We start from the raw sequence: 26,605 nt of genomic DNA, 5'->3' as shown, positions 1-26,605 counted from the left end.
GCAAAAATTAATACTGATTTTTGTGCCTAAAACTCTAATTCATTGATTTTATATGATGTTTTAATATCTGGCATCGTTTTTGCCTTATCACTTCTGAATACCCTTAATTTGCACCGTTTTGTCTGCCCGGCTGCACCGGAGCTTTCAACAAGACTAATTTCAGGAGTGAAACTATGCAGCGTCGTACATTTTTAAAAGCTTTTGCGCTTTCCGCCTCTGTTGTCGCAATGGGAATGAGTTTTAGCGTTCAGGCGGCCGACACTATTAAGATTGGCATCATGCATTCGTTATCCGGCACCATGGCTATTTCCGAAACGCCGCTGAAAGATGTGGCGTTGATGACTATTAATGAAATCAATGCGCAGGGTGGTGTGTTGGGCAAAAAGCTGGAACCGGTGGTGGTTGACCCGGCTTCGAACTGGCCGTTATTTGCTGAAAAAGCACGTCAGTTACTGAGCCAGGACAAGGTAGCGGCGGTTTTCGGTTGCTGGACATCGGTTTCGCGTAAATCGGTTTTACCGGTATTTGAAGAATTGAACGGTCTGCTGTTTTACCCGGTGCAATATGAAGGTGAGGAGATGTCGCCTAACGTCTTCTATACCGGCGCTGCGCCTAATCAGCAGGCGATCCCGGCGGTTGAGTATCTGATGAGTGAGGACGGCGGCAGCGCTAAGCGCTTCTACCTGCTGGGTACGGACTATGTCTATCCGCGTACGACTAACAAAATTTTACGCGCCTTTTTGCATTCGAAAGGCGTGGCCGATAAAGACATCGAAGAGGTGTATACCCCATTCGGACACAGCGATTACCAGACCATTGTTGCCAGTATTAAAAAATTCGCCGCAGGGGGAAAAACGGCGGTGGTATCGACCATCAACGGGGATTCTAACGTTCCATTCTATAAAGAGTTAGCGAACCAGGGCCTGAAAGCCACGGATGTTCCGGTGGTGGCATTCTCTGTGGGTGAGGAGGAGTTGCGCGGTATCGATACTAAACCGCTGGTGGGCAACCTGGCTGCGTGGAACTACTTTGAGTCCGTAGATAATGCGGCCAACAAGAAGTTCGTCGCGGATTACCGGGCGTATGCCAAAGCGCATAAGCTACCGAATGCTGATTCGGTGGTGACCAACGACCCTATGGAAGCCACTTATGTTGGCCTGCATATGTGGGCGCAGGCAGTAGAAAAAGCCGGAACTACCGATGTGGATAAAGTCCGGGCTGCTATGGCAGGACAATCATTCGCAGCACCATCAGGATTTACCCTGACCATGGATGCGACCAACCATCACCTGCATAAACCCGTCATGATTGGCGAGATTGAAGGCAACGGCCAGTTTAACGTGGTGTGGCAAACCGAAGCGCCGGTTCGCGCCCAGCCGTGGAGTCCGTATATCACCGGTAATGATAAAAAATCTGAACAGCCCGTTAAAACCGCCAGCAACTGATCTTACGCCCTCCTGCGGGAGGGCAACGCTTTGGAGAATGCTCATGAAAGCCATGCGCTTTATTCGTGGTGTGTTGTTGCTGACGTGGCTTTTGCCGTGGATAGCGCAGGCCGCAGATGCCGATACCTTTACCGCCGCCAACCGGACTCAGCAGGCCGCCTTGCTAGAACAATGGTCGGTAAAACCCGATGTTCAACGCTTGCCGGTGCTCAAAGCGTTGAGTGATGAGAACCTGCTGACAGATAACGCGAAAAACGCGTTCATCATGAACGGCTCGCACGTACAACCGCTAGGAACGGCGGCAGGCCCGAACGGCGAGCTAAAAAAAATCCGCCTGACTAACCGCCTGCGTAATCTGGTTGCCGGAACCTTGGCCGTCCACCAGCTCTTAAGTGACAGTGTCACGCAAAGGAGCGGGGCAGCGCGTACATTACAGCGTGAGGCCCAGCCGGGGATGCTGCCGTTTTTGCAGCAACGACTGGCCCAGGAGCCCGATGCTGGCGTGAAATCTTTACTGGCTATTGCACTGGCAAACCTGCAACTGACCAGTACTTCGCCTGAGATCAGACGTCAGGCAATCGAACTGCTAGGGGCGTCGAACGATCCTGAAACCCAGGCGCGCCTGCAGCCATTCACCCATGCTGAACATGAACCTGATGCCCGCGTTCGTGCTGCCGCTGACGAAAGCCTGAATTCCATCGCGCATCGCATGAAGGTTGGCGATCTTCTTGGACAGGCATTTATGGGATTGTCGCTGGGTTCCATTTTGCTGCTGGCGGCATTGGGTCTGGCGATAACCTACGGCTTACTTGGCGTCATTAATATGGCGCATGGTGAGATGTTAATGCTCGGCGCTTACGGTACCTGGATGGTGCAACAGCTGATGGGCCAGTTTTTCCCGCAATGGTTGGCCTGGTATCCGGTTATTGCGCTTCCGGTCGCCTTTTTGCTTACCGCTGGGGTTGGAATGCTACTCGAGCGCGGAGTGATCCGCCATTTATACGGGCGTCCGCTCGAAACCCTGCTGGCAACGTGGGGGATCAGTCTGATGCTTATCCAGTTGGTGCGTATGTCCTTCGGCGCGCAAAACCTTGAAGTCGCTAATCCGGATTGGCTTTCCGGGGGCATTCAGGTTTATGCCAATCTGATTTTGCCGTGGAACCGAATTGTGGTGCTTGGCTTTGCCATTCTGGTGCTGTTCTTCACCTGGCTGTTGTTGAATAAAACCCGTCTCGGGCTGCGCGTACGTGCGGTGACGCAAAATCGCAATATGGCGGCTTGCTGCGGCGTACCTACCGGACGTGTGGATATGCTGGCCTTTGGTCTTGGTTCAGGGATTGCCGGACTGGGGGGCGTCGCGCTCTCGCAGTTAGGCAACGTAGGACCGGAGCTGGGGCAAAGCTACATTATCGATTCGTTTCTGGTGGTGGTGCTGGGCGGCGTGGGACAACTCGCGGGGAGTGTAGCCGCTGCGTTTGGGCTTGGGATCTTCAACAAAATTCTTGAGCCACAGGTGGGAGCGGTTCTCGGTAAGATTATGATTCTGGTGCTGATTATTTTGTTTATTCAGAAACGTCCTCAGGGGCTGTTCGCGTTGAAAGGGAGGGTTATTGACTGATGACGATGCCAATGACATTAACGCTGGCGCGTAAAGCGCCGCGCGCGACACGCATCCTGGGGCTGGGTTTACTGCTGGCGCTGATTATTCTGCCGTTTCTGGCGCTGTTACCTGCGGATCATCCGCTGGCCATATCGGTGTGGACATTGACTCTGGCCGGGAAAATTCTCTGCTATGCCATTGTGGCTGTGGCGCTGGATCTGGTGTGGGGCTATGCGGGAATGCTCTCGCTGGGCCACGGTATTTTCTTTGCGCTGGGGGGATATGCGATGGGAATGTACCTGATGCGCCAGGCTTCCGGCGAAGGATTACCGGCCTTTATGTCGTTTCTGTCGTGGACCGAGCTGCCCTGGTTTTGGTGGGGAACGCAACATTTTATCTGGGCGATGTTGTTGGTTGTGTTGGTGCCGGGCCTGCTGGCGCTGGTATTTGGCTGGTTTGCCTTCCGTTCAAAAATCAAAGGGGTCTATTTCTCCATCATGACTCAGGCCCTGACTTTCGCCGGAATGTTACTGTTTTTCCGCAACGAAACCGGCTTTGGGGGAAATAACGGTTTTACCGGTTTTACCACCATTCTGGGATTTCCGGTAACCGCGACCTCAACCCGTATCGCACTGTTTCTGGCGACGGTCATGCTGCTGGTGCTGGCAATATGGCTGGGACTGGCGCTGGCCCGCAGTAAGTTTGGTCGAATTCTCACTGCCGTGCGCGACGCCGAGAACCGACTGATGTTCTGTGGTTACGATCCGAAAGGTTTCAAGCTGCTGGTGTGGACGCTTTCCGCCGTGCTGTGTGGCCTGGCGGGGGCGTTGTATGTTCCGCAGGTGGGAATCATTAACCCCAGCGAAATGTCGCCGACCAACTCGATAGAAGCGGCGATTTGGGTTGCCCTCGGCGGGCGTGGAACCCTGATTGGCCCGGTATTTGGCGCCGTACTGGTGAACGGCGCTAAAAGCCTGTTTACCGTCATTATGCCGGAATACTGGCAACTGTTTCTTGGCCTGATCTTTATTGGCGTTACGTTGTTTTTACCTCGTGGTGTGATGGGTCTGTTTCGCAAGGGAGACAAATAATGCAGCCAGATGAAGGGCTTTTTACTCGCCAGATGCCAGGCGATCGGTTTCGCAACCAAACGGACCCGGTGCTCCAGCTGGAAAAAATTAACGTTAACTTCGATGGATTCCAGGCGTTAACGGATCTCACGCTCAATATTGGCGTTGGGGAGCTGCGTTGCATCATTGGTCCCAACGGTGCCGGAAAAACGACGCTAATGGATGTTATTACCGGTAAAACCAGGCCGCAAAGTGGTCGGGCGATATACGATCAGTCGACCGATTTAACAACGCTGGACCCCATCGCCATTGCACGTCAGGGGATTGGGCGGAAGTTTCAGAAACCCACGGTGTTTGAAGCGTTAACGGTAGAGGAGAATCTGGAGCTGGCGCTGAAAAGCGATAAATCTGTCTGGGGTTCTTTACGGGCGCACCTCACCGGCGAACAACGGGATCGTATAGATGAAATACTGGCGCTGTTGCGGCTGGGCAACGAGCGAGCCCGCCGCGCCGGGCTGCTTTCTCACGGGCAAAAACAGTTTCTCGAAATTGGCATGCTGTTGGTACAGGAGCCGCATTTACTGCTGCTGGATGAACCCGCGGCGGGCATGACGGATGCGGAGACGGAATACACTGCGGAGCTGTTTCGTAAGCTTGCCGGGAAGCACTCGCTGATGGTTGTTGAGCACGATATGGGATTTGTCGAAACCATTGCCGATCGCGTCACGGTCTTACACCAGGGACGCGTTCTGGCTCAGGGAAGTCTGCGCGAAGTGCAGGCCAACGAGCAGGTTATTGAAGTTTATCTCGGGCGTTAAGGAGCACAGATGCTGCAGGTGAAAGAACTGAATCAATATTATGGTGGCAGCCATATTCTGCGAAGTGTGAACTTTGAGGCGCGTATCGGCGAGGTGACATGTCTGCTGGGGCGTAACGGCGTGGGGAAAACGACGCTTCTGAAGTGCCTGATGGGGCTTATTCCTGCCCGCAGTGGGAGTGTGTTCTGGCAGGAGAAAAATGTCACTCACTGGAAGCCGCATCAGCGGGTCAGGGCCGGTGTGGCGTATGTACCACAGGGTCGCGATATTTTCCCGCGTCTGACGGTAGAAGAGAACCTGCTGCTCGGCCTTTCCCGTTTTTCAGCACAGGAGGCCAGACGTGTGCCGGATGATATCTATGCGCTCTTTCCGGTTCTACAGGAGATGAAACATCGGCGGGGTGGAGATTTGTCCGGCGGGCAACAGCAGCAACTGGCGATTGGGCGAGCGCTGGCCAGTCGCCCGCAGTTGTTAATCCTCGATGAGCCCACGGAGGGGATCCAGCCGTCGGTGATTAAAGAAATTGGGCAGGTGATTTCTCAACTGGCGCACCGGGGTGACATGGCCATTTTGCTGGTAGAGCAGTTCTATGATTTTGCGCAGCAACTGGCCGACAAATACTTACTCATGTCGCGAGGCAGCATTATTCAAAGCGGTGACGGTAAAAATATGGAATCCGAAGGCGTTCGAGGGCTGGTCGCCATTTGAGATTCGCGACAGAGCGGCTTTGGCTCTGTCGCGATCATCATTAGCAGACTGCCGTCTGGCCCCAGGGTTTGGCGCGCATGCCTTTTATCATTAGCGCCCAGGCAAGAACGATCGCCACCATCAGCGCCACAAACAGCGACCACGGTGGCAATGTGGTTAAAATGACGCCGCTGACTAATGGGTTTACCGCTGCGCCCAACCAGCCTAACGACTGGGCAGAAAAATAGCTGGCTTTCATTCCTGCAGGCGCGATGTTGTCGATGAGCATGTATTCACCCGGTGCGTAAATGACTTCGCCGATAGTGAAAAAGGCCGCAGAAATGCCCCATAACACCAGGTTGTTGCCGGAGAAGGTGAAGCCAACCAGACCGACCACAAAGAACAGCGTGCCTACAGTCATTAGCGGGCGGATATTGGTGGCGGTGAGCCTGCGCCCAAGGGCATATTGCAGTGATACCACAATGGCGGCGTTAACAGGCAGGACGACTGCCACCACTTTCTCGGCAAAATCGCCGTCTGCAACCACCATAACGTATTGCGAAATACAGGACGCAAAGGCACCACCAACGAATGACGCCAAAAATGCTGACAGCGTAAACCAGAATAATGCTCTGTCGCGCAGCAGTACCGAGGGGGACCAAACTGCGGCGTTCAAACCTTCTGATGCTGCTGGTGAACGTTTTACCCAGGTCTGGATAAATACCAGAGGGAGTGCTGAACATGCAGCAGCGAGCCAGAACGGCAGGTTAATGCTTTGCATCACCAGTAGCGTGCCCAGCGGTGGGCCTACGGTCCAGCCGATGTTCAGCACGGTATAGTTAAGCGAGAAAATTTTAGTTTTGTTGGTCGCCGAGAGATTATCGGCAAACTAGGCTTTCAGCACCGTGGCGAAGACGGAGTAGGCGCAGTTGATCAGGGCAAAGAGCAAAACCACTACCACTACGTTATGCACCAGTGGAATAGCAATAAAGCCAGAGGCAAAGCCGCAGATAGCCAGCAGCATATAGCGTTTTTTATCAAACTTGTCGGCCAGAATACCAAAGCCAAGGCTGAACACGACGCCAATGGTCAGTGCGACCGTCATCGCATAACCGATCAGGTCGACGCTCAGATTGTACTGTCGGCTGAGGTAGATCGTCATAAAGGGCAGCGTGGCGCCACGCCCAATCGTTAATAACAATGATGACGCGAGTAACGCGAGAGTGGACCTTCTCAGAGAGATATTCATTTTCCTGCCCGACAATGCATGTTGTTATGTTTTTTTTAGATATCAGAAACAAATAGCATGCTAAAAGTGTGATGTACACTCAATAAGTTGTCCGAAAATGCCCTGTGTGGCCTACCTGAATTAATGATCTGTTACGGCACAACGATTTCCGTTACTTTAATTTGTTTACAAAAATTTAATATTCGCAGGGGCGGTGGTATGTCGCGTAAAGACGGGTTATTAGCGTTACTGGTCGTTGTGGTTTGGGGGCTGAACTTTGTCGTCATCAAAGTGGGGCTCCACAATATGCCACCCTTAATGCTGGCAGGGTTGCGTTTTTTACTGGTGGCATTTCCGGCGATTTTCTTTGTTGCCCGGCCGAAAATTCCGCTTTCACTGCTGCTCGGCTATGGGCTGACCATCAGTTTTGGGCAGTTCGCGTTTCTCTTTAGCGCCATCAAATTCGGTATGCCTGCCGGGTTAGCTTCTCTGGTATTACAGGCTCAGGCGTTTTTCACCATCATTCTGGGGGCATTCGCCTTTGGTGAACGTCTGCAAGGTAAACAACGGGTAGGGATTGCGCTGGCCATATTTGGCGTGCTGGTGCTGATTGAGGCCAGTCTGAACGGACAGCATGTCGGCATGCTCGGTTTTATGCTGACGCTGGCGGCGGCACTAAGCTGGGCCAGCGGTAATATCTTTAATAAAAAAATCATGCAGCATACGTCACGCCCGGCGGTGATGTCGTTGGTGGTATGGAGTGCGTTGATTCCTGTTGTCCCATTCTTCCTCGCCTCAATACTCCTCGATGGCCCAACGCAAATTATCCAAAGTCTGGTGACGATAGATATGACCACCATTCTGTCACTGGTTTATCTGGCGTTTGTGGCAACCATTGTGGGTTATGGCATCTGGGGATCTTTACTCGGGCGTTATGAAACCTGGCGTGTCGCGCCGTTGTCGCTGTTGGTGCCGGTTGTTGGACTGGCGAGCGCGGCCGTGCTGCTGGATGAAACGCTTACCGGATTACAACTGCTCGGTGCGCTGCTGATCATGGCAGGATTGTACATTAATGTGTTTGGCTTTCGGTTGCGTAAGACTGCGCAGGCGAGAGGGTAAAAAAAGCCCCGCAGTGACGGGGCAAAAAAATTATAGGTTGCGCATATTGTAATAAGGCACACCTAATTCGTCGGATTTGTCGCTGCCTGCACCCATATGATTAAAATCGAACGGGGACCGATCGTGTGCAGGCGGCATAATCATCGCGTCACGACTGTTTTGTGTGGCAGGCTGCGCGGTCTGTTCCGCCATGCTCTGGCCCGAAACAACATACAGCAGGGCCAGCATCGCATAAGACAGAAGTTTCATGATTTCCTCGGTTACGTCGTTAACTGGCGATTAGCAATTACATTGATTGAGTGGCAGCAAATAGCGTGATTCGCCGTGCATATTCGTCATACGGTATTTATGCGGCGGAACATCAAAATAGTTTTTGAATGTCCGGGTCAGCGTTTGCTGGGACTCAAAGCCGTAACGCTCCGCCAGATAAAGGATCGGCTCGTTACTCTCTTTTAATTTTTGCGCTATTTCAGTCATTTTACGGCTACGGATGTATTGACCCAGTGAATGACCGGTTTCTTTTTTAAACATCCGTTGCAGGTGCCATTTGGAGTAACCTGAACGCTCTGACACCTTTTCCAGCGAGAGCGGCGATTCAAGGTTATTTTCGATCCAGTCCAAAATGCTATGAATAGTGATTGTGTCAGTATTGCGTCTGGACATCGTCATACCTCTTTCTGTTTACGGCAGGATTTTCTTCAGCAAATGCTCAAGCGTGGTCACTTCATCCGCCGTTAAGTTTTTTGTTAGTTCCTGGTGCAGTTCTTGCCCTACTAATTGATGACACTGCTCGCAAATTGCCGCGCCATGCTCGGTGAGTTTCACCAGCACGCCTCGCTTGTCATGTGGATTCGGAAGCCTTTCTATCCAGCCTTTACAGGCCAGCCTGTCCAGCATCCGCGTCAGGGCGCCGAGATCGACAGACAGCACTTTTTTCAATTCGACAGGGGTAATACACACCGCGCAACGGATGGAGCAGAGCACCTTGAACTGTGATGCCGTGATATCTAGCGGTGACAGATAGTCGTTTAGCAAACGATCTTTTTTCTGATTAACCATGTAGATCAAACGACCCAGTGGGATGATTTCGTTAAACAGATCACTGGTGCTTTTCACAATGGTTGCCCTGGCAAGTAGTTAGTCACGGCTGATATTATTGCTTAGGCAAATATAAGTCAAATGAATGGGTCAGCAAATGCCACGTTTTGCTAAATCATCAGACTCAATTTTTGGCGAGTGGAATTTTAACGGTTTGAAAATTATGGCTTATACGTGCGGATGAAAAATGAATCCTTACACCGCGAAAATGGCTTATCTCCCGGATTTCACCGTATACTTGCCGTTGACGATTAACGCACAGGAAAGATGACATTATGATGGACTTGTTTAAAGCAATAGGACTGGGGCTGGTAGTCCTGTTACCGTTGGCAAACCCGTTAACCACCGTGGCGTTGTTCCTCGGCCTTGCCGGCAACATGAACAGCGCAGAGCGTAACCGTCAGTCACTCATGGCGTCCGTTTACGTGTTTGCCATCATGATGGTGGCGTATTATGCCGGACAACTGGTGATGAATACCTTCGGGATTTCGATTCCCGGGTTACGTATCGCGGGTGGGTTAATCGTTGCGTTTATCGGCTTTCGAATGTTGTTTCCACAGCAGAAGGCACATGACTCCCCGGAAGCGAGAAGCAAATCAGAAGAACTGGAAGATGAACCGACGGCGAATATTGCATTTGTTCCGCTGGCCATGCCAAGCACCGCGGGTCCGGGTACGATTGCAATGATCATCAGCTCGGCGTCCACCGTGCGTCATGGGGCTGAGTTTCCGGACTGGGTGATAATGATCGCACCGCCGATTATTTTTGCGGTGGTCGGGGTTATCTTGTGGGGCTGTTTGCGCAGTTCAGGCGGGATCATGCGCCTGGTCGGCAAAGGTGGTATTGAGGCGATCTCCCGTCTGATGGGCTTCCTGCTGGTATGTATGGGCGTGCAGTTTATTATTAACGGCGTGCTGGAAATCATTAAAACTTACGCTTAAAACAACGTGCCCGGTATTGTCTATCGGGCACGCTTTTATGAATGCTGAGGCTGCTCTTCCAGTGATACTGGCCATTTACGGAAGATAATCACCGACCATATGAACGCCACAACCGCAGGCACTGCACCTACGTAACCAATCGTAGACATTGACCAGTGCAGACTCACCTGATTTCCCACCAGCGCGCCAGCGCCTATCCCGATATTAAAGATACCAGAGAAAAGGGCCATTGCGACGTCGGTGGCATCCGGGGCCAGCGCCAGCACTTTCACCTGCATACCCAGGCCTATCAACATAATGGCGATGCCCCAGAATATACTCAGGACGGCCAGATGCATTTCGCTGTCCGCTGCGGGCAGTAACAGCACCAGGCACACCGTCAGCAGGGCAATGGCGCTACTAATCAATACGGAAGCATGTTGATTACCCAGCTTGCCAAAAATGACGCTACCGACAATCCCCGCGCCACCCAGAACCAGCAGCAGCACGGTGGCAAAGTTTGCGCTCAGTCCGGCGACGGTCTGTACAAACGGTTCGATATAGCTGTAGGCCGTGTAATGCGCGTTGACCACAATCACCGTCAGCAGATACAGGCTCATCAATGCCGGACGGCGGAATAAAACCGGCAGGCTTTTTAATGAACCGGAATGCTCACTGGGTAATTTTGGCAGGAGCTTAATCAAGCAAAGTAGGGTGACTAACGCCCCCATACCGATGGCGAAGAAGGTGGTACGCCAGCCAAAATACTGGCCAACAATGCGCCCGATAGGCAGGCCCAGCACCATCGCCAGCGCGGTGCCGGTCGCAATCAGGCTGAGAGCCTGCGCGCGTTTCCCGGCAGGAGCCAGGCGAATCGCCAGCGATGCGGTGATCGACCAGAAAATAGCGTGGGCAAAAGCAATACCGATACGACTGATCACCAGCACGGTAAAATTCCATGCCAGGAAAGAGAGAACGTGGCTGGCGATAAAAACGACAAACAGGCAGATCAGAAGTTTGCGGCGTTCTACCTGGCTGGTAAGCAGCATGAAAGGCAGCGACATCAGGGCGACAACCCAGGCGTAGATCGTCAGCATGATCCCGACCTGAGCGGTCTGCATATTAAAACTTTGTGCGATGTCGGATAACAAACCGACAGGGACAAACTCAGTGGTATTGAAAATAAAACCGGCAATGGCAAGCGTAACTACCCGAAGCCATGCGACCTTGCGGGAAACAGTGTCTGTTGTCATATCAATTAGGTGGATTAGCTGCGAAAAGGTAAGGCCACGATCTTAAAACTTTTGCTGGCTAAAATACAATCATTTCGTGATGCAGATCTCATTTCATTGACTGGGTGGCAAAATTGACTGCCGAACATTTCGCGTAATTTTAACTATTTCATTATTAATGAAATTCCGGGCGTGAGAATTCACCCGGAACGCTATTTATGGCGTTGTTTGAGAATCGCGAATTATTCCGTGCTTTTCGACAACTGAGGGTTCAATACCTCAATAAACGCTTCCAGTTGCCTCGTCATTGCCCCTCTGCGCCAGACCAGCCACGTATTCAGCCAGCGCCAGTTTTCGCTTAGCGGCCAGGCGTTGACCTGGTGGTGTCCTGGCATGCTCTCCAGCATCGAACGCGGGATCAGCGCGATACCCGCACCGGCAATGACGCAAGCCAGCATGCCGTGATACGACTCCATTTCATGAATGGTGCCGGGCATTGCGCGATCGGCATGAAACCAGCTTTCAAAATGGCGACGATAGGAACAGTTGGCGCGAAAGGCGTAAATGCTGCAACCGTTAACGTTGCTGGCCCGCTGGATAGGGGGATGACCGTGCGGAGTGACTATCATCATCTCTTCACGGTAGACCGGCATTCCTTCAAGACCTGGATGAGTAATTGGGCCGTCGACAAAGGCGGCGTTCAGCGTCCCGTCGAGCACGCCGTCCAGCATCGTGCCTGAAGGACCTGTCGCCAGCGCAAACTGAATTTTGGGGTAACGCTGATTATATTCAGCCAGCGTGGCGGGGATCCGCACAGCGGCAGTACTTTCGAGTGAGCCAAGAGAGAACAACCCCTGCGGTTCATCGCCGGCGACGACCATTCTCGCCTCGTCAACCAGGGCGAGGATCCGCTGGCTGTAGCGTAAAAAATTGTGCCCGGACGGGGAAAGCCGCAAACGCTGATTTTCACGAATAAACAGATCGACGCCAAGGTCGGCTTCAAGCTGGCGAATACGGGTGGTGAGATTGGATGGCACGCGATGCACCTTCGCGGCGGCCTGCGTAATACTGCCTGTCTCCGCGACGGCGTTAAACATTTCCAGTTGCGTCAGATCCATAATATTCTCTTTTCGTGAATGGTGTGGTTAATATTATTCATTTTTCAGAAAGAGTAAATATGCGCATGATATGACCATACCCTGCGATAAAGAGAGGCACTTATGACTATCACAGCAGCAACACATGCGATTTCCGTTAACCCTACCAACGGTGAAAGGTTGGCGGCAATGCCGTGGGCCAGTACTGAAGAGATTGCACATGCGCTGAGCCTTGCCGCGAATGGCTACCGCGAATGGAAACACACTGCCGTTGAGCAGCGTGCGCAAACGCTGCGTCATATCGGGCAGGCTCTGCGTCATCGCGCCGAAGAGATGGCGCAGTGTATCTCACGTGAAATGGGGAAACCCATCAAGCAGGCGCGTGGTGAAGTTGCCAAATCAGCCGCATTGTGTGACTGGTACGCCGAACATGGACCGGCGATGCTCAACCCGGAACCTACGCTGGTGGAGAACAACCAGGCGGTGATTGAGTATCGCCCCGTTGGAACTATTTTGGCGATCATGCCGTGGAACTTCCCGCTCTGGCAGGTACTTCGCGGCGCCATTCCAATTCTGCTGGCCGGAAATGGCTATCTGTTAAAGCATGCGCCAAACGTAACCGGCTGTGCTGCGATTATCGCGCAGGTTTTTGCTGATGCGGGCGTTCCCGCGGGTGTTTATGGTTGGGTGAATGCCGATAACGCCGGGGTAAGTCAGATGATCAATGACCCGCGTATCGCGGCGGTAACGGTGACGGGCAGCGTTCGAGCCGGTGCGGCGATTGGTGCTCAGGCGGGTGCGGCGCTGAAAAAATGCGTGCTTGAACTGGGGGGTTCCGATCCGTTTATTGTCCTTAATGATGCTGACCTCGATCTGGCCGTTAAGGCGGCGGTCGCCGGTCGTTATCAGAACACCGGACAGGTTTGTGCGGCAGCAAAGCGCTTTATTATCGAAGAAGGAATTGCGGCAGAATTTACGGCTCGTTTTGTGGCGGCCACGAGCGCGCTCAAAATGGGCGACCCGCTGAACGAAGAAAACGATCTGGGTCCGATGGCAAGATTTGATCTGCGCGATGAGCTGCATCAGCAGGTCGAAGCCTCCCTTGCCGAAGGCGCGCGGTTACTTCTCGGCGGGGAAAAAATCGCGGGTCAGGGCAATTACTATGCCGTGACGGTTCTGGGGGATGTCACCCCGGAGATGACGGCTTTTCGTCAGGAGCTGTTTGGCCCGGTTGCAGCGATTACCGTTGCAAAGAATGCGGAACATGCCTTAGCGCTGGCTAATGACAGTGATTTCGGCTTATCAGCCACGGTGTTCACCGCGGATGAAGCTCTGGCGCAGAAGATGGCGTCACGCCTGGAGTGTGGGGGCGTATTTATCAATGGTTACAGCGCCAGCGATGCCCGCGTTGCTTTTGGCGGCGTGAAGAAAAGTGGTTTTGGCCGCGAGCTTTCACACTTTGGTCTGCATGAGTTTTGTAATGTACAGACCGTCTGGAAAAACCGCCTCTGATGGTGTGGGTGCCTCCGACGGGGGCACCGGCCTTAATTCTGCGATGTTTCGGTCTGCGTCATGAATCTCACCCGCTCATGCAGACCGTGGCCAGATTCCGCCTTCCGGCCTGACGCTGCGTATTCAGCTCTGTTATACTCGCAGGCCTTTCATACCTGCGAGCAAGGAGCATGTTGTGGCCAGGGCCATGGACAATTCAATTTTAGAGACCATTGTGCAGCAGGTTCGTCCGCTGATTGGTCAGGGTAAAGTCGCTGATTACATTCCTGCCTTAGCTTCTGTCGACGGTTCAAAACTGGGTATTGCTATTTGCACCGTCGATGGACAGCACTATCAGGCGGGGGATGCGCAAGAGCGCTTTTCTATTCAGTCAATTTCAAAGGTGCTCAGTCTGGTCGTGGCGATGCGTCACTATCAGGAAGATGAGATCTGGCAACGTGTCGGCAAGGATCCTTCCGGTCATCCTTTCAACTCACTGGTGCAGTTGGAAATGGAGCAAGGGATCCCACGCAATCCCTTTATCAACGCCGGGGCGCTGGTGGTTTGCGATATGCTGCAAGGACGTCTGAGCGCACCGCGTCAACGGATGTTGGAAGTGGTACGGGCGCTAAGCGGCGTTTCGGATATCGCCTATGATGCGACGGTGGCGCGTTCTGAGTTTGAGCACTCGGCGCGTAACGCGGCTATTGCCTGGCTAATGAAGTCCTTTGGCAATTTTCACCATGACGTGACCACCGTTTTGCAAAATTACTTTCACTACTGCGCACTGAAAATGAGCTGTGTGGAGCTGGCGCGCACGTTCGTCTTTCTGGCGAATCAGGGACATGCTTTTCATCTTGCAGAGCCCGTGGTGACGCCTATGCAGGCCCGGCAGATCAACGCGCTGATGGCGACCAGTGGCATGTATCAGAACGCAGGGGAATTTGCCTGGCGAGTGGGCTTACCGGCGAAATCTGGTGTGGGGGGCGGTATCGTGGCTATCGTGCCTCACGAGATGGCGATTGCCGTCTGGAGTCCGGAACTGGATGCGGCGGGAAATTCGCTGGCGGGTATCGCCGTGCTGGAGCAATTAACGCAACAACTGGGGCGCTCGGTTTACTGATGAACACGCTCGATCCTCTTTTTGCCCGGCTGGCGAAATCAACGTTTCGCTCGCGGTTTCGCCTTGGCCAGAAAGAAAGGCAGTATTGTCTGGATAAAGGCGCGCCGGTTATCGAACAACACGCCACGGATTTTATTGCCAAACGGCTGGCGCCCGCGTTTCCTGCCAATGACGGTAAGCAGACACCTATGCGCGGGCATCCGGTATTTATCGCTCAACATGCCACGGCGACCTGTTGTCGGGGATGTCTGGCGAAATGGCATGATATCCCTCAGGGTGTGGCGTTAAACGATGAACAGCAGCGTTACGTTGTCACGGTTATCTATCACTGGCTAGTGATCCAGATGAACAAGCCATAGATAACATAATCCTATGATATGACTCCTTGTGTTGTGCAATTGTTAAAAGCAGTATGAAGGGGGTCATTCTAAGGAGAAAAAAAATGGCTTCCTGTAAACCCTGCTTTGTGCTGAGCGCGGCCCAGATTCTGTCGAGAATCGATGAATTCAGCGACATCCTTGAAACATGCGTCAATGATGGCGCCTCTGTCAGCTTTATGCTCCCTTTTAGTGGTGATAAATCACGGCCTTTCTGGATAAGTGTCGCGCAAAGCGTTGACCGTGGAGAAAGGATTGTTCTGGGTACACAGAACGCACAGGGGGTGCTTGTCGGTACCGTCCAGCTCATTATCGATCAACCCGAAAATCAACCTCATCGTGCTGATGTCGCCAAGCTGCTGGTTCACCCCTCAGCGCGGCGCGGTGGTGTTGCCCGGACGTTGATGAACGAACTCGAAAACTGCGCGCGTCAGCAAGGGAAAACGCTGCTGGTGCTTGATACAGCGACGGGCAGTGGTGCTGAGTTGTTCTACCACAATTCTGGATGGCAAAAAGTAGGGGTGATACCGGACTATGCAAAAATGCCTGACGGGAAGCTGACCGGAACCACACTTTTCTACAAAACTCTCTAATTTGTCGCCGGGGATTGATCAAAACAGGGTTTCAATGTATTAAAGTTTGCTAACCTATTGGACCAATTCAATCAGGTTGTATGACTAATTAAAAAGGGAACCCATTGTGCAAACACTAAATCGTCGCGATTTCCCCGGTGCTCAGTATCCTGAACGCATTATTCAGTTTGGTGAAGGAAACTTCCTGCGCGCCTTTGTTGACTGGCAAGTCGATTTGCTGAACGAACATACCGATCTGAACGCTGGTGTAGTCATTGTTCGTCCCATCGAAAGTACCTTCCCGCCATCGCTGAGTACGCAGGATGGTCTTTATACCACCATCATTCGTGGTTTGAATGAGAAGGGCGAGGCCGTAAGCGATGCCCGTTTGATCCGTTCGGTTAACCGCGAAATCAGCGTCTATAGCGAATACGATGAGTTCCTGAAGCTGGCGCATAATCCAGATATGCGTTTTGTGTTCTCCAACACGACTGAAGCGGGCATCAGCTACCACGCGGGCGATAAGTTTGAGGATGCACCGGCCGTGAGTTATCCGGCTAAACTGACCCGACTGTTGTTCGAACGCTTCAGCCATTTTAATGGCGCGTCGGATAAAGGCTGGATTATCATTCCTTGCGAACTGATTGATTACAATGGTGATGTGCTGCGTGAACTGGTCCTGCGCTACGCTCAGGAGTGGGCGCTGCCGGAGGCATTTATTCAGTGGCTGGATCAGGCCAACGTATTTTGCTCCACGCTGGTGGACCGCATTGTTACCGGTTATCCGCGTGACGAAGTGGAGAAACTGGAAGCTGAGTTGGGCTATCACGATGCCTTCCTCGACACTGCAGAACACTTCTATCTGTTCGTTATTCAGGGACCGAAGTCATTAGCTGCAGAACTGCGTCTGGATAAGTATCCGCTCAATGTCCTGATTGTTGATGACATCAAACCGTACAAAGAACGGAAAGTGGCGATTCTCAACGGCGCACACACCGCACTGGTTCCCGTTGCCTGGCAGGCAGGGCTGGACACCGTGGGGGAGGCGATGAATGACGCAGAGATTTGCGCCTTCGTTGAAAAAGCAATTTATGAAGAGATCATTCCGGTACTGGATTTACCCCGCGATGAGCTGGCGTCTTTCGCCAGCGCGGTGACCGGTCGATTCTGCAATCCGTACATCAAGCATCAGTTGCTGTCGATTGCCCTGAACGGCATGACTAAATTCCGTACCCGTATTTTGCCGCAGCTGCTGGCAGGGCAACAGGCTAGCGGTAAACTGCCGGCGCGCCTGACGTTTGCGCTTGCCGCGCTGATTGCTTTCTATCGTGGAGAGCGTAACGGTGAGGCTTATCCGGTCCAGGATGATGCGCACTGGGTGGCACGTTTTCAACAGCTGTGGTCCCAGCATCATGACCGCCAGATAAGCACCGACGAGTTAGTCAAATCGGTACTGGGCGTTAAAGAACACTGGGAACAGGATCTGACTCAGGTTTCCGGACTCGTGGAGCAGGTTTCAGCCGATCTGGATACCATTCTGGCCAAAGGCATGCGTGAAGCCGTTAAGCCATTGTGCTAAGAAGACAACCCGGCTCAGGCCGGGTTTTTTATAGAACATTCTTTAGTTACAACATACTATTGTTTATTAATGACTACACCGTTCTGTAACCCCGGTGCGTTGCGGTTCTGGCAGAGCAAAAGTTGTTTAGTTAATGTTGCGATTAACTTGCAACATTGATCATGATCGCGTCTAATGTGATGGATTTCACATTTTCCCGAAGAAAACCATGATCGTTCGCCCCCAACAACACTGGCTACGCCTGATATTCGTTTGGCATGGGTCAGTATTATCTAAAATCTTTTCACGACTGCTGCTGAACTTCCTGCTCTCCATCGCCGTTATTATCATGCTTCCGTGGTATACGATGCTGGGAATCAAATTCACGCTGGCGCCATTCAGCATTCTCGGCGTGGCGATTGCAATCTTTTTAGGTTTTCGCAATAACGCCTGTTATTCACGTTACGTTGAGGCCCGACACCTGTGGGGGCAGTTGATGATTGCTTCCCGATCGCTACTGCGTGAGGTAAAAACCACCTTACCGGACGACGCCGAATTAGGGCAGTTTGTTCGTCTGCAAATCGCGTTTGCCCACTGTTTACGCATGACTTTACGTCGAAAGCCGCAGGCAGAGCCGTTGGCGAAGTACCTCAGCGAGAAAGATCTGCAGACGGTATTTGCCTCACAATCTCCAGCAAACCGCATTTTGTTGTTGATGGGAGAGTGGTTGGCCGTGCGCAGGCGTAATGGTCAACTGTCAGACATATTATTTCATAGTTTAAACAATAGGTTAAACGATATGTCTGCGGTACTGGCTGGTTGTGAGCGGATTGCGAATACGCCGGTCCCGTTTGCTTATACTTTGATCCTTCATCGCACGGTATACCTGTTTTGTATCATGCTGCCATTCGCGTTAGTGGTGGATCTGCACTACATGACACCGTTTATCTCGGTGCTTATTTCCTATACTTTTATCTCGCTCGACACGCTTGCAGAAGAGCTTGAAGATCCGTTTGGCACAGAGAACAATGACCTGCCGCTGGATGCGATTTGCAATGCGATCGAAATCGATTTGCTGCAGATGAACGATGAAACAAATGTGCCAGCAAAACACATGCCTGATAAGCATTACCAACTAACTTAGTTACGTTCGTTTTGCCACCAGGCTGGCTGCATATCGGAAAACGAATGAAACTCTGGCGCCAGGTCTTCATCGTTAGGGTCATCAAAAGCCCCGGCTAAAAGTGCAATTACCGGGGCATCATCAATAGCGCCCACGGAACTGCCGCACTGAGGGCAAAAGGCTCGACAACTCGTTTCTGATGAGCGCCAGGTTGTCGGTTTTCCGGCTTTTCCCGTCCATTCTACATTTTCTGCATCAAACTCAATCCAGACGACGGTCGGTGCGCCCGTATGTTTCCGGCATATATCGCAGGAACAGGTATGGGAATTATTAGGACTGCTGGCCGTGAAGCGGATCGAACCACAAAGACACCCACCAATGTAGACTTTAGACATAACAACTCCCGTCGGAAACACGTGGCAAGACACTAGCAGATGCCTCGCATTGTCACTAGATCCTTATGTTAAAAAGGCGAGGGCGCGCATAGGCGATCCTCTATTCCTGTGATCTATCAGATGATAAATGCTTAATTATTGCGTCGGGCAACAATAAACAATCGGGGAAATGCCAGTAAAATTTTGCCATTTTCCTGCAGTGGATATTGCTCCTGAAGTAGTTCGTGGTAGCGTGCCAGATACTGACGTTGCTCGCTTTCTCTCAAATCCTGTAACCAGGGGCGCAGGCCTGTAGAACTTACCCAGTCGATAATTGCTTGATGAGAATCCATAATGTGATAATACGTGGTGCGCCAGATATCCACCTCACAGCCAGTTTCGGTCAAAATATCATAGTAGGCATGTACGCCAGGAAGTGGCGCACGACCCCGGTCCGGGAAACCCTGTTCATAAGCCACTTCGCGCATCAGAACATGCGTGGGTTCCAGCCAGTTATCCGGCATTTGTACGGCCAGAACGCCGTTGCGACCCAGCAGCGATACCAGGTTCGGCAATAGTTCATAGTGATCGGGTACCCATTGTAAAGACGCATTTGCGTAAAGCAGATCCACAGGATGCTCGGGCTGGAACTGACTGATATCCGCTTCAATAAAATGGCATTGCGGTAATGCGTTGCGCGCTTCATTCAGCATGGCGGGTGAGGAATCAACCCCGGTTATTACAGCCGAAGGCCAGCGCTGATGCAGTAATGCCGTGCTGTTTCCAGGACCACAGCCAAGATCAACAACTGAACGAACACTCTCTAACGCCACTCTGTTGAGTAATTCCGCTGCGGGTCTTGAACGTTCAGTTTCATATTGCAGATAAAGCGAAGGGTTCCAGTCAGCCATGAATGAATCTCCAGTATGAGAGAAAAAGGCAGAAAGGACCGCATAAGTCCTTGCCGGTGAGCCATTTCATTTAGAAGATTATATGATAATGAAGGATAAGGGCAGAAATATGCCAGGAAGACAGATTGGCATGTCTGTGGTTTGCCTGCGTGAACTACAGTTATCAGTTTTGATGTTCAGTGTTAGCGCTGGTAACGGCATTTGAAAAGAGGTTTTGCCATCATTATTGAGCAGCACAGAGCTTCAGATTCTACCTTACTCTATGTGTGTCAAAGCTCAGTAGAAATGTCTAGGCGCTGGCTCATTAGAAATGACCATCTAATTATTGGTCAAAATTACTTTATAACTATGAGTGTGATATCATGCTTAGCCTTTTTCTTTAAATTATCGCAGGAGCACTTATGAGTGATAACTTTCCCTTTGCTATTTTTAACGTCAAGTTTGCCCCTTGGAATGATAGAAATCAAATCAGCAAAAAAACGTTAAAAATCAAGTTCGGAATTGTGAGCAAAAAAGATGAATGTCCTTATTTCAACCTCATAAATATACACGAAAGACTGATAAAACCCAAAAAAAGACATGTTCATATATCCACAAAAATAAGTTTCCCAATAAGTGATGAGAGAGGTTTCCGTAAGCTAATCCAAAAAATGGAAAATGGAGAGGATATAAACTCACATCTTAGTAAATTAATTTTTAATACAAATAAAAATGATGGAATGTTATTAGATTTTGGCCTTCATCATTTTCATTTAGGTGAAAAAATAGAATTAAAAAAGAAACAAAAGACCACGTCGAAAAATGATTTTATTGATAGAACTGGCGCTCTGCTTGTCGCATTAGTCAGAGATGATGATATTTATTGCTTAGGTGTTTTTGACCATGGAAATGACTTATGGATTAATACTGATCTCATTGAAATAATACATGCTGAGTGGCCTCATGCTTTAGATAAAAATAGAATCAATTCGGTCATTTCTATATCCCCAGAACCAAATAGTATTGATAGAAAAAAATATAGAGATAGTAATTTCAACACAATAGTTGAAGTTAGTGATGGAACATACTATCAAATGCTTGGCGGTGGGTTTAATGCCGCAGGGAGTAGTGCATTAGCTGGGCTGAAATTTGCCAATAATAATCTTACTGTTTCATTACTTGAGTACTATGCTCCATCAAAAATAGTGCAAATGATTATTAATCATTCATTTGTATCTGATAAAGGAGCGATACACTTAAAATTATTAACTATACCTCATTTTTATCAAAATATTATCTTCCATGAAGATACTGGAGATTTTTATGTTATAGGGTTTTATGAAACAAAGGGCTATAGAAAAGATGGGGTTTTATTTGATGCGTGGGTAGAATACTATAATTTACGATATTTGTCAGAAAATGCTGTCTATCATGAAAATTTTGCTCTAAGCCATATTGCAGCAATAGTTATAGCAGCTACAAAATGTTATAAAAATACCAATCGCAGTATCTTACCTATTATCTAGACCTGATTGCATCAAAGCACTTATTGCCTCATCAACAAACCTTGTAACAAATGCGCTGCGGGTTGAATTTGCACCGCGAAGCGGTTCGGGGTTCTGTGACACACGAACTTTACCCCGGTTTTCCGACGTCTTCCTTTGTATATAATATCATTGAAGTTATTTGCATTTCTCAGAAATTTTCTCAGGATTTGATTGCATTAGCTGCAAACAGCGCACACATCGCTGCTGGTCAGTGAGTATGAGGTTTCACCAAGTTCACCTTTTTCCAAAGATGGCCTCAGAGCTCCCCTGAAGTTTTATCATGGCTTCAAGCAGGTCATCTTCGTTCAGTGAGCGCTGGGATTTGTTGATACTAGGGGCGTGCCGTCTGCGGGAAGGCTCATCACCAGAACAAGGTAACGATTTTGAGCGATTATTGTCCCGTTTTCTCTGGACCTGACGGGCAACATCCAACACATGGCCAAGTCTCTTGTTATCCACAATTGCTACGGGATCAACCTCAGAAAGCCGGTCATAGGTGGAGCAGGGCAGTAGCACGCCATTCAGTCTCAGTTCCTTATGTCCGTCAGGATAGTGCCAGACATCAATATACTTGCCGATGGCGCTTCTACTGTATTCGCTGTCCTCAATCAGATAGAGCATTTTGTCATACTGTACGGTCAGGTTTTTTGACACCCGCCGTGGCTCTCGCCAGGTAAATTCCGCATCCAGGTCATCGTCTAATGCCAGCGGACGGTGCGCGTTAAAATCATGCAGGGGGGCTTTGGCAAAGCGCCGGTTATAATCTGCCATGTATTCTTCAGTAAATGCATTCGCAGCTTCTATCGTACTGATCCCTTTAAGCCTGAGCTCCTTAACCAGTCGGTCCTGAAGTGTCAGATGAGCACGTTCCACGCGCCCCTTGGCCTGGCTGGTTTCCGCGCACAAAGGGGTGATGTTAAGGCAGCGCATGGCCCGGGCAAACTGCGTTTCACCTGGACCGGTGGTGGCATGTTTATTATTGACCCGGAAGACACTCGCTTTATCGCTGTAAAGGATCATGGGTTTACCGTATTTCTCGATATAGCCACGGGTCGCTTCAAAATAGGTAAAGGTGGACTCAGATTTCACAAACAGCAGGTGCATCAGACGACTGGTGGCATCGTCGACATAGACCAGTGCCGTACAGGGCCGACCCCGGTTTTCAAACCAGTGATGGTCACAGCCGTCAATCTGTATCAGCTCGCCAGTACAGGGCCGCCGGTAACGGGGCTGATGAATTTTCGGTGCCGGGGGATCCAGAGTCCGGCTTTTATCATAAGGCGTCTGATGGTTTCCTTGCCCAAGACCAGACCGTGAACTTCCTCCAGTTTTTCCCGGGCCAGCGTGGGTCCAAAATCGCGGTAGCGTTCCCGGATGATACTCAGTGCCAGGTCAGTCAGTGATTTGGGCAACAGACGGTTGCCAGTGCGACCGCGACTCTGATTGTTCATACCAAGCGGCCCGGACTGGCGATAACGCTTCAGCAGACGGCTGCAATGACGTGGCGTGATGCCGAGTATCTCGGCAGCCTGGCCAGGACGCAGGTTACGTTCAATGACATCCTGAAGGATTTTGAGGCGGTTGATTTCTTTCACGGTGAACATCCCGGCGTCATGTATAGCCACAGAAAACTCCTCATCAGGAAAAAGCGAGTCGTTGTCTAGACATACAGGTCTGAAAACTATAGCCTGGACATTCCTAATGAGCCACAAATAGACATTAGCATTGAGCCCCTACAATGTGAGTGCGCATAATGTATATTATGTTAAATTTCCTACGAAGGTCATTTATTTCACCATTCACATCCACACACAGATAAATCAATACGTTGTGATTTCTGACTTCCCTCCCGTTTCTTTGTTAATCATAAGGTCAAAGCTGTGTATTTACTAAATCAGTTGGTTATCTCGGGTTACATACGGCAATGGATCCTGATGGACATGGAAAGCTGTCTGCCATTGTTGTATCCCCTCAGATACCACATTGACCATCTGGCTCACCGCTCATTGTCCACACAGTCAGCTTCGCTTCAGTCTGTGAAGTTTTTGCAACCAGTATCTGAAGACGATAAAAATACTGCCCTACGCAGACGCCATGAACGACGGGATGAACACGCTTACCTGCCCCGTTAAAAAAATGATCTTGATTCTCTTTATGGTGCGTTTGCGCTCCTGGTCATCCGGCTTGCCAGAACGTCAGAGCCTGTAACAGAACGCGTTTCGGAGGCACTGGCCGGCGGCCTGTTTTCTTATTTTCGTAAAGAGCAGATCATTCATACACTCGAAAGACTCAAACGAGACCCGTTTGTCCCTTATCAGGGGTATATGCTGTCGGCCGCCGAATATGCCGGACAGGTTCCCTTTTTCAATGACATACTGGACCGGTATATTGAGGCGTTTAGCCGCAGCAGGACAGCTGATATCCTGGCAGCAGAAGTGGATACGGAACGACTGAGAAAGAGCGATATCCGTCTGACGGCAGAGTTGCCGGGTGCGTTGTCAGAAGATCCTCTCCTTTCACGGTTCAACTTCACTGCGGACCCGGATTTCCGACATGACTGGTAAATGAGGTGCTATTCAGCAGAAGTGCCCAGAGAATATGTGGCCCGCCATCTGAACACAAATTTTTACGGCGATTTTCCTGCCACGGCAGACCTGAAGGGAAGCATGCTTCACCGGCTGCATTTTATGCTGGGTAGAAAACGATGGCATCCAGCGTATTTCTTCCGTTGCGGATGACCTCAGCGAGTACCGTAGTATGCAGGTAGCTGTTTTCCTTTGCCTGACTATCAGCCAGCATTTCAGCAAGGAAACTGTCTATCAGGAAAACAGTAGTTTTTTGCACCTCCGAAAACGGAGCGAGAGTCTTTTGCACCCGCGAGAAATTCTCGCTGTTCCACTTATGCGCCCTAACAATATCGCCTAAAAAACCGCAATGCAGCCTCTGTTCCGGTTTCAGGGTGAATGCAGACACATGGATCTTATCCCCTGGCTGGGCGCCGATTTCTGCCAGGCAGCCATGATTGCTAATAGAGGCGTATAAAATAGACATTCCCTACGCCACCAGAATGGCCGCATCCAGCTCGCTATCCCCCGCTCGCTCATCAGCTGCGTGCGTTCGGCCTTTTTGTGTTTTTCCGTCATTCTCAACGCAAGAAATAAGATGGGGGCACCACGCGGAATAGCGCTTCTATCTTGCTCGCCAAGACAACGCCTTCGGTATATTTGCCCGCCGCTTTCGCGGCAGAGAGCAGTAGCTGGCGCTGGGCATCCGTTAGGGTTTTAAATCGATCCAGCTGTTCCACCTATTTTCAATGTGGTGGATGATTTTAACGGCGATAGAAATGTACAGCGAAATACGCCTGGCATGAAACCAGAATCGGGGCTGCAGGCGCTCGCACTCTGGCTGAAATGCTGACCCAAGACGGCATCCGAATGAGCCGTTAGCCGTTGGACATAAATCGTGCATTGCGCCAGTTTTGAATGGCAATGGCGGCCGTATCACGAGTAATAGCGATATTTGCCTGCAGGACATCAATATTCTGCTGCAGGGCGGCCCCAGAATCGCAGAGCGTATCCATCGCCGATGATATATTGCTAAAAGGGATCTCCGTGACCGAATAGAGGCTGTGTTTACGGTGCCAGCCCTTTGCTTTGGCATTTAGCCGGGCAAGGGAAGCATAGAAATATTTCGAGTAGCTTCGCTCAAATTGTATGTTCAATTGTTCTTTAAAAATGGATGGCTCCACCGGCTTACCAAAATGCAGAAGCAGGGCATGAAGGGCCGCTAAATAGTCGTCGATGTCGATGTTTTTATAGGCACAGGCTGGCGTGGTGTAGAGCATGCGATCCACCTGAACAACACTCCCCTGTTCAATCATGTTGTCTAGATAAAACGACGCATGTGCTAGGCTTTTACTCTTCAGCAAATTGGCAATTTCAGGTTTCGTTAGTGGCTTATCGTTGTTGTTCATCGCTTCAACGATGACGTCCTTTTGCGTGATGTTCTTAAAGCCTTTCTCCAGCCCGACCGAATCCGCCTGGGATTTTCCGTCAAAGTAAAAACCGTAATCCTCTCCGAAATGTTTTACAAAATGGCGAATGACATAGTAGTCATGCTTTTTCAGATTGCGCGAGGCAAGGTAAAACTCATTCAAGTGGAATACCGGACGGGAATTTTTCTCAGCGTATTCCATCATTTCCAAGAAAATGTCGTCTATCAGCGTCGCATCGGCTTCGATAAAACTGGTGTGTTTGTAGGTACCCTTGCCGGACAGATAGATATAATCAGGTAGGTTAAATGCTTCGTGATCCAGGCGGTCCTCGTAAACAGGGATGCGTGAATAATTATTCCCATTGATTAATTTCGCAATATCCATCCAAGGCAGCCCTTTTTCGTGTTTTATTAGCACGCAGGCGCTGGCCTCCGCTTTCTTTAGTTGCAGGGGGAAGACGTTTTCATCTTTAAGCTGGATGACGCCTTGTTGCGCAAGATGACGAATCGCATTGTCAACGTAGGGTATTTCGATGCTGCAGACGGAGGGGATAAACTCCCGGATGTCGTCAAGGTGGATTGGTGCGCCATTCTCGGCAAAGTAGGTATTCAGGATTGCTTTATCAATCTCGGGATAGACATGAGCGATAAGCTCTGTCTGACCTGACACCATATCCAGAAATTCGAAGAAGTCACGTTCCGAGGAGAAACAAGAAAAAAGCGTCTGCATTTTCACACTAAGGTCCGGCGATATCTCAGGCTCCAGTGCCTCCCAAACCGATGGTTGACTGACCCGCATATGCCCAAGGAATTCTTGTCTGATATCGACCTGAATCTGGCGAATGCGCTCTCTCGAAACGACGTAATCGGCCCCGATCTCTTCGAGGGTCTTTTTTTCTTCGACGAACCCCCAGCGGCGTTGGGCAATGTCGACCTTCATTTCACTGCTTTTATCGAAGTAAGATTCGATATCTTCCAGTAAAACGGCTTCAAGTTTATTTAATGGGCAGTTTATAAGCCGTTTTGGAACGATCAAGACGGATTCAAGCGCCAGGTAGTCAATGTCACCATTCTGAATGGCGATGATCTCTTCCCGTAACCTGTCTCTGAATGCCAATAACTGTGTGATGCTTCCTTTTCCCCAGGTCGGAATGGCTACTAATTGCTCATGTTCGGCATGCAAAATAGCCTGCAACATCTCGCCCATATCTAATGAGATGGTCACTCCCTCCTTCCCGGTACT

The 26,605-nt window shown here is 50.6% G+C and carries 23 protein-coding genes and 4 pseudogenes; 15 read left to right on the top strand and 12 right to left on the bottom strand.

The features are described from left to right. The first annotated feature begins 173 nt into the window (after window positions 1–173). The 5 genes from urtA to urtE are packed head-to-tail and all read left to right on the top strand — an operon-like array spanning window position 174 to window position 5,641. Window positions 174–1,445: an urea ABC transporter substrate-binding protein gene (gene urtA, locus HV345_RS12410; RefSeq protein ID WP_181635614.1), complete on the top strand. Its 1,272-nt coding sequence runs from the start codon at window positions 174–176 to the stop codon at window positions 1,443–1,445. Window positions 1,446–1,488: 43 nt separating this feature from the next. Further along, window positions 1,489–3,063: an urea ABC transporter permease subunit UrtB gene (urtB, locus tag HV345_RS12405; protein ID WP_181635613.1), complete on the top strand. Its 1,575-nt coding sequence runs from the start codon at window positions 1,489–1,491 to the stop codon at window positions 3,061–3,063. Further along, window positions 3,063–4,136 carry an urea ABC transporter permease subunit UrtC gene (gene urtC / locus HV345_RS12400; RefSeq protein WP_046276388.1) on the top strand — a complete coding sequence of 358 codons (1,074 nt, stop codon included), beginning with the start codon at window positions 3,063–3,065 and terminating at the stop codon, window positions 4,134–4,136. Before urtB ends, urtC begins: the two co-directional genes overlap by 1 nt. Further along, the gene (urtD, locus tag HV345_RS12395) at window positions 4,136–4,933 is read left to right on the top strand and encodes an urea ABC transporter ATP-binding protein UrtD (RefSeq protein WP_103928204.1); all 798 of its coding nucleotides are present in this window, start codon (window positions 4,136–4,138) and stop codon (window positions 4,931–4,933) included. The genes urtC and urtD overlap by 1 nt, the downstream gene beginning before the upstream one ends. A 9-nt stretch (window positions 4,934–4,942) precedes the next feature. After that, entirely contained in the window at window positions 4,943–5,641 is a 699-nt protein-coding gene (urtE, locus tag HV345_RS12390; RefSeq protein ID WP_046276386.1) for an urea ABC transporter ATP-binding subunit UrtE, read from the top strand. A 40-nt stretch (window positions 5,642–5,681) separates the two neighbouring features. Here urtE and ydeE read toward each other — a convergent pair. Next, window positions 5,682–6,869: pseudogene (gene ydeE / locus HV345_RS12385) on the bottom strand (efflux MFS transporter YdeE). 198 nt (window positions 6,870–7,067) lie between these two features. Here ydeE and eamA point away from each other — a divergent pair. Continuing rightward, on the top strand, window positions 7,068–7,967 hold the full coding sequence (gene eamA, locus HV345_RS12380; RefSeq protein ID WP_019076776.1) for an O-acetylserine/cysteine exporter: 900 nt from the start codon (window positions 7,068–7,070) through the stop codon (window positions 7,965–7,967). Window positions 7,968–7,997: 30 nt separating this feature from the next. On the opposite strand, the gene marB is transcribed toward eamA, so the two are convergent. The 3 genes from marB to marR are packed head-to-tail and all read right to left on the bottom strand — an operon-like array spanning window position 7,998 to window position 9,083. Next, on the bottom strand, window positions 7,998–8,216 hold the full coding sequence (marB, locus tag HV345_RS12375; RefSeq protein ID WP_016153071.1) for a multiple antibiotic resistance protein MarB: 219 nt from the start codon (window positions 8,214–8,216) through the stop codon (window positions 7,998–8,000). Between the two features lie 30 nt (window positions 8,217–8,246). After that, a complete protein-coding gene (marA, locus tag HV345_RS12370; RefSeq protein WP_003032424.1) occupies window positions 8,247–8,630 on the bottom strand; it encodes an MDR efflux pump AcrAB transcriptional activator MarA in 384 nt (127 codons plus the stop codon). Between the two features lie 18 nt (window positions 8,631–8,648). Then, entirely contained in the window at window positions 8,649–9,083 is a 435-nt protein-coding gene (gene marR / locus HV345_RS12365; protein WP_181635612.1) for a multiple antibiotic resistance transcriptional regulator MarR, read from the bottom strand. 257 nt (window positions 9,084–9,340) lie between these two features. On the opposite strand from marR, the gene HV345_RS12360 reads away from it, so the two are divergent. Then, entirely contained in the window at window positions 9,341–10,006 is a 666-nt protein-coding gene (locus tag HV345_RS12360) for a MarC family NAAT transporter (RefSeq protein ID WP_181635611.1), read from the top strand. 35 nt (window positions 10,007–10,041) lie between these two features. Here the strand turns inward: HV345_RS12360 and HV345_RS12355 are convergent, their stop codons facing one another. Together HV345_RS12355 and HV345_RS12350 are read right to left on the bottom strand one after the other, a co-directional pair. Then, window positions 10,042–11,238 (bottom strand): sugar transporter, encoded by a 1,197-nt coding sequence (locus HV345_RS12355; protein WP_181635610.1) that lies wholly within the window; start codon window positions 11,236–11,238, stop codon window positions 10,042–10,044. Between the two features lie 221 nt (window positions 11,239–11,459). Continuing rightward, window positions 11,460–12,335: a LysR family transcriptional regulator gene (locus HV345_RS12350; protein WP_181635609.1), complete on the bottom strand. Its 876-nt coding sequence runs from the start codon at window positions 12,333–12,335 to the stop codon at window positions 11,460–11,462. Window positions 12,336–12,437: 102 nt separating this feature from the next. Between HV345_RS12350 and sad the strand changes: the two genes are divergently transcribed. From sad to HV345_RS12320, 6 genes are all read left to right on the top strand, one after another. After that, window positions 12,438–13,826: a succinate-semialdehyde dehydrogenase gene (sad, locus tag HV345_RS12345; protein WP_181635608.1), complete on the top strand. Its 1,389-nt coding sequence runs from the start codon at window positions 12,438–12,440 to the stop codon at window positions 13,824–13,826. Between the two features lie 175 nt (window positions 13,827–14,001). Beyond that, on the top strand, window positions 14,002–14,928 hold the full coding sequence (gene glsB, locus HV345_RS12340; RefSeq protein ID WP_016153077.1) for a glutaminase B: 927 nt from the start codon (window positions 14,002–14,004) through the stop codon (window positions 14,926–14,928). Continuing rightward, window positions 14,928–15,287, top strand: a complete 360-nt coding sequence (locus HV345_RS12335; RefSeq protein WP_016153078.1) for a DUF4186 domain-containing protein — start codon at window positions 14,928–14,930, stop codon at window positions 15,285–15,287. The genes glsB and HV345_RS12335 overlap by 1 nt, the downstream gene beginning before the upstream one ends. An 83-nt stretch (window positions 15,288–15,370) precedes the next feature. After that, the gene (locus HV345_RS12330; protein WP_181635607.1) at window positions 15,371–15,898 is read left to right on the top strand and encodes an N-acetyltransferase; all 528 of its coding nucleotides are present in this window, start codon (window positions 15,371–15,373) and stop codon (window positions 15,896–15,898) included. Between the two features lie 106 nt (window positions 15,899–16,004). Continuing rightward, window positions 16,005–17,456 carry a tagaturonate reductase gene (locus tag HV345_RS12325; protein WP_181635606.1) on the top strand — a complete coding sequence of 484 codons (1,452 nt, stop codon included), beginning with the start codon at window positions 16,005–16,007 and terminating at the stop codon, window positions 17,454–17,456. Window positions 17,457–17,664: 208 nt separating this feature from the next. Continuing rightward, complete coding sequence (locus HV345_RS12320) at window positions 17,665–18,579, top strand: bestrophin family protein (RefSeq protein WP_016153081.1); 915 nt, start codon at window positions 17,665–17,667, stop codon at window positions 18,577–18,579. Here the strand turns inward: HV345_RS12320 and HV345_RS12315 are convergent. Both HV345_RS12315 and tam read right to left on the bottom strand, forming a co-directional pair. Further along, window positions 18,576–18,953 carry a GFA family protein gene (locus tag HV345_RS12315; protein ID WP_016153082.1) on the bottom strand — a complete coding sequence of 126 codons (378 nt, stop codon included), beginning with the start codon at window positions 18,951–18,953 and terminating at the stop codon, window positions 18,576–18,578. The two genes, HV345_RS12320 and HV345_RS12315, sit on opposite strands and share 4 nt — an antisense overlap. 131 nt (window positions 18,954–19,084) lie before the next feature. Next, the gene (gene tam, locus HV345_RS12310) at window positions 19,085–19,843 is read right to left on the bottom strand and encodes a trans-aconitate 2-methyltransferase (protein WP_016157955.1); all 759 of its coding nucleotides are present in this window, start codon (window positions 19,841–19,843) and stop codon (window positions 19,085–19,087) included. 401 nt (window positions 19,844–20,244) lie between these two features. Between tam and HV345_RS12305 the strand changes: the two genes are divergently transcribed. Next, a complete protein-coding gene (locus HV345_RS12305) occupies window positions 20,245–21,348 on the top strand; it encodes a hypothetical protein (protein ID WP_181635605.1) in 1,104 nt (367 codons plus the stop codon). A gap of 255 nt (window positions 21,349–21,603) precedes the next feature. Here the strand turns inward: HV345_RS12305 and HV345_RS12300 are convergent. Next, a pseudogene (locus HV345_RS12300) lies at window positions 21,604–22,973 on the bottom strand (ISNCY family transposase). Between the two features lie 528 nt (window positions 22,974–23,501). Between HV345_RS12300 and HV345_RS26685 the strand changes: the two are divergent. Continuing rightward, a pseudogene (locus tag HV345_RS26685) lies at window positions 23,502–24,068 on the top strand (hypothetical protein); the annotation flags it as partial. On the opposite strand, the gene HV345_RS12290 reads toward HV345_RS26685, so the two are convergent. The 3 genes and pseudogenes from HV345_RS12290 to HV345_RS12280 all read right to left on the bottom strand — a co-directional run bounded on the left by HV345_RS12290 (window position 24,055) and on the right by HV345_RS12280 (window position 26,587). Continuing rightward, window positions 24,055–24,420 carry a hypothetical protein gene (locus tag HV345_RS12290; RefSeq protein ID WP_255467543.1) on the bottom strand — a complete coding sequence of 122 codons (366 nt, stop codon included), beginning with the start codon at window positions 24,418–24,420 and terminating at the stop codon, window positions 24,055–24,057. The pseudogene HV345_RS26685 and the gene HV345_RS12290 overlap by 14 nt on opposite strands. A gap of 3 nt (window positions 24,421–24,423) precedes the next feature. Beyond that, window positions 24,424–24,673: pseudogene (locus tag HV345_RS26425) on the bottom strand (hypothetical protein); the annotation flags it as partial. 138 nt (window positions 24,674–24,811) lie between these two features. Next, entirely contained in the window at window positions 24,812–26,587 is a 1,776-nt protein-coding gene (locus HV345_RS12280) for a sigma factor-like helix-turn-helix DNA-binding protein (protein WP_255467542.1), read from the bottom strand. Window positions 26,588–26,605 lie beyond the last annotated feature (18 nt).

The organism is Citrobacter sp. RHBSTW-00986 (assembly GCF_013783065.1).
Lineage (GTDB): Bacteria > Pseudomonadota > Gammaproteobacteria > Enterobacterales > Enterobacteriaceae > Citrobacter > Citrobacter braakii.
This window is presented reverse-complemented; position numbering and strand designations above follow the sequence as displayed.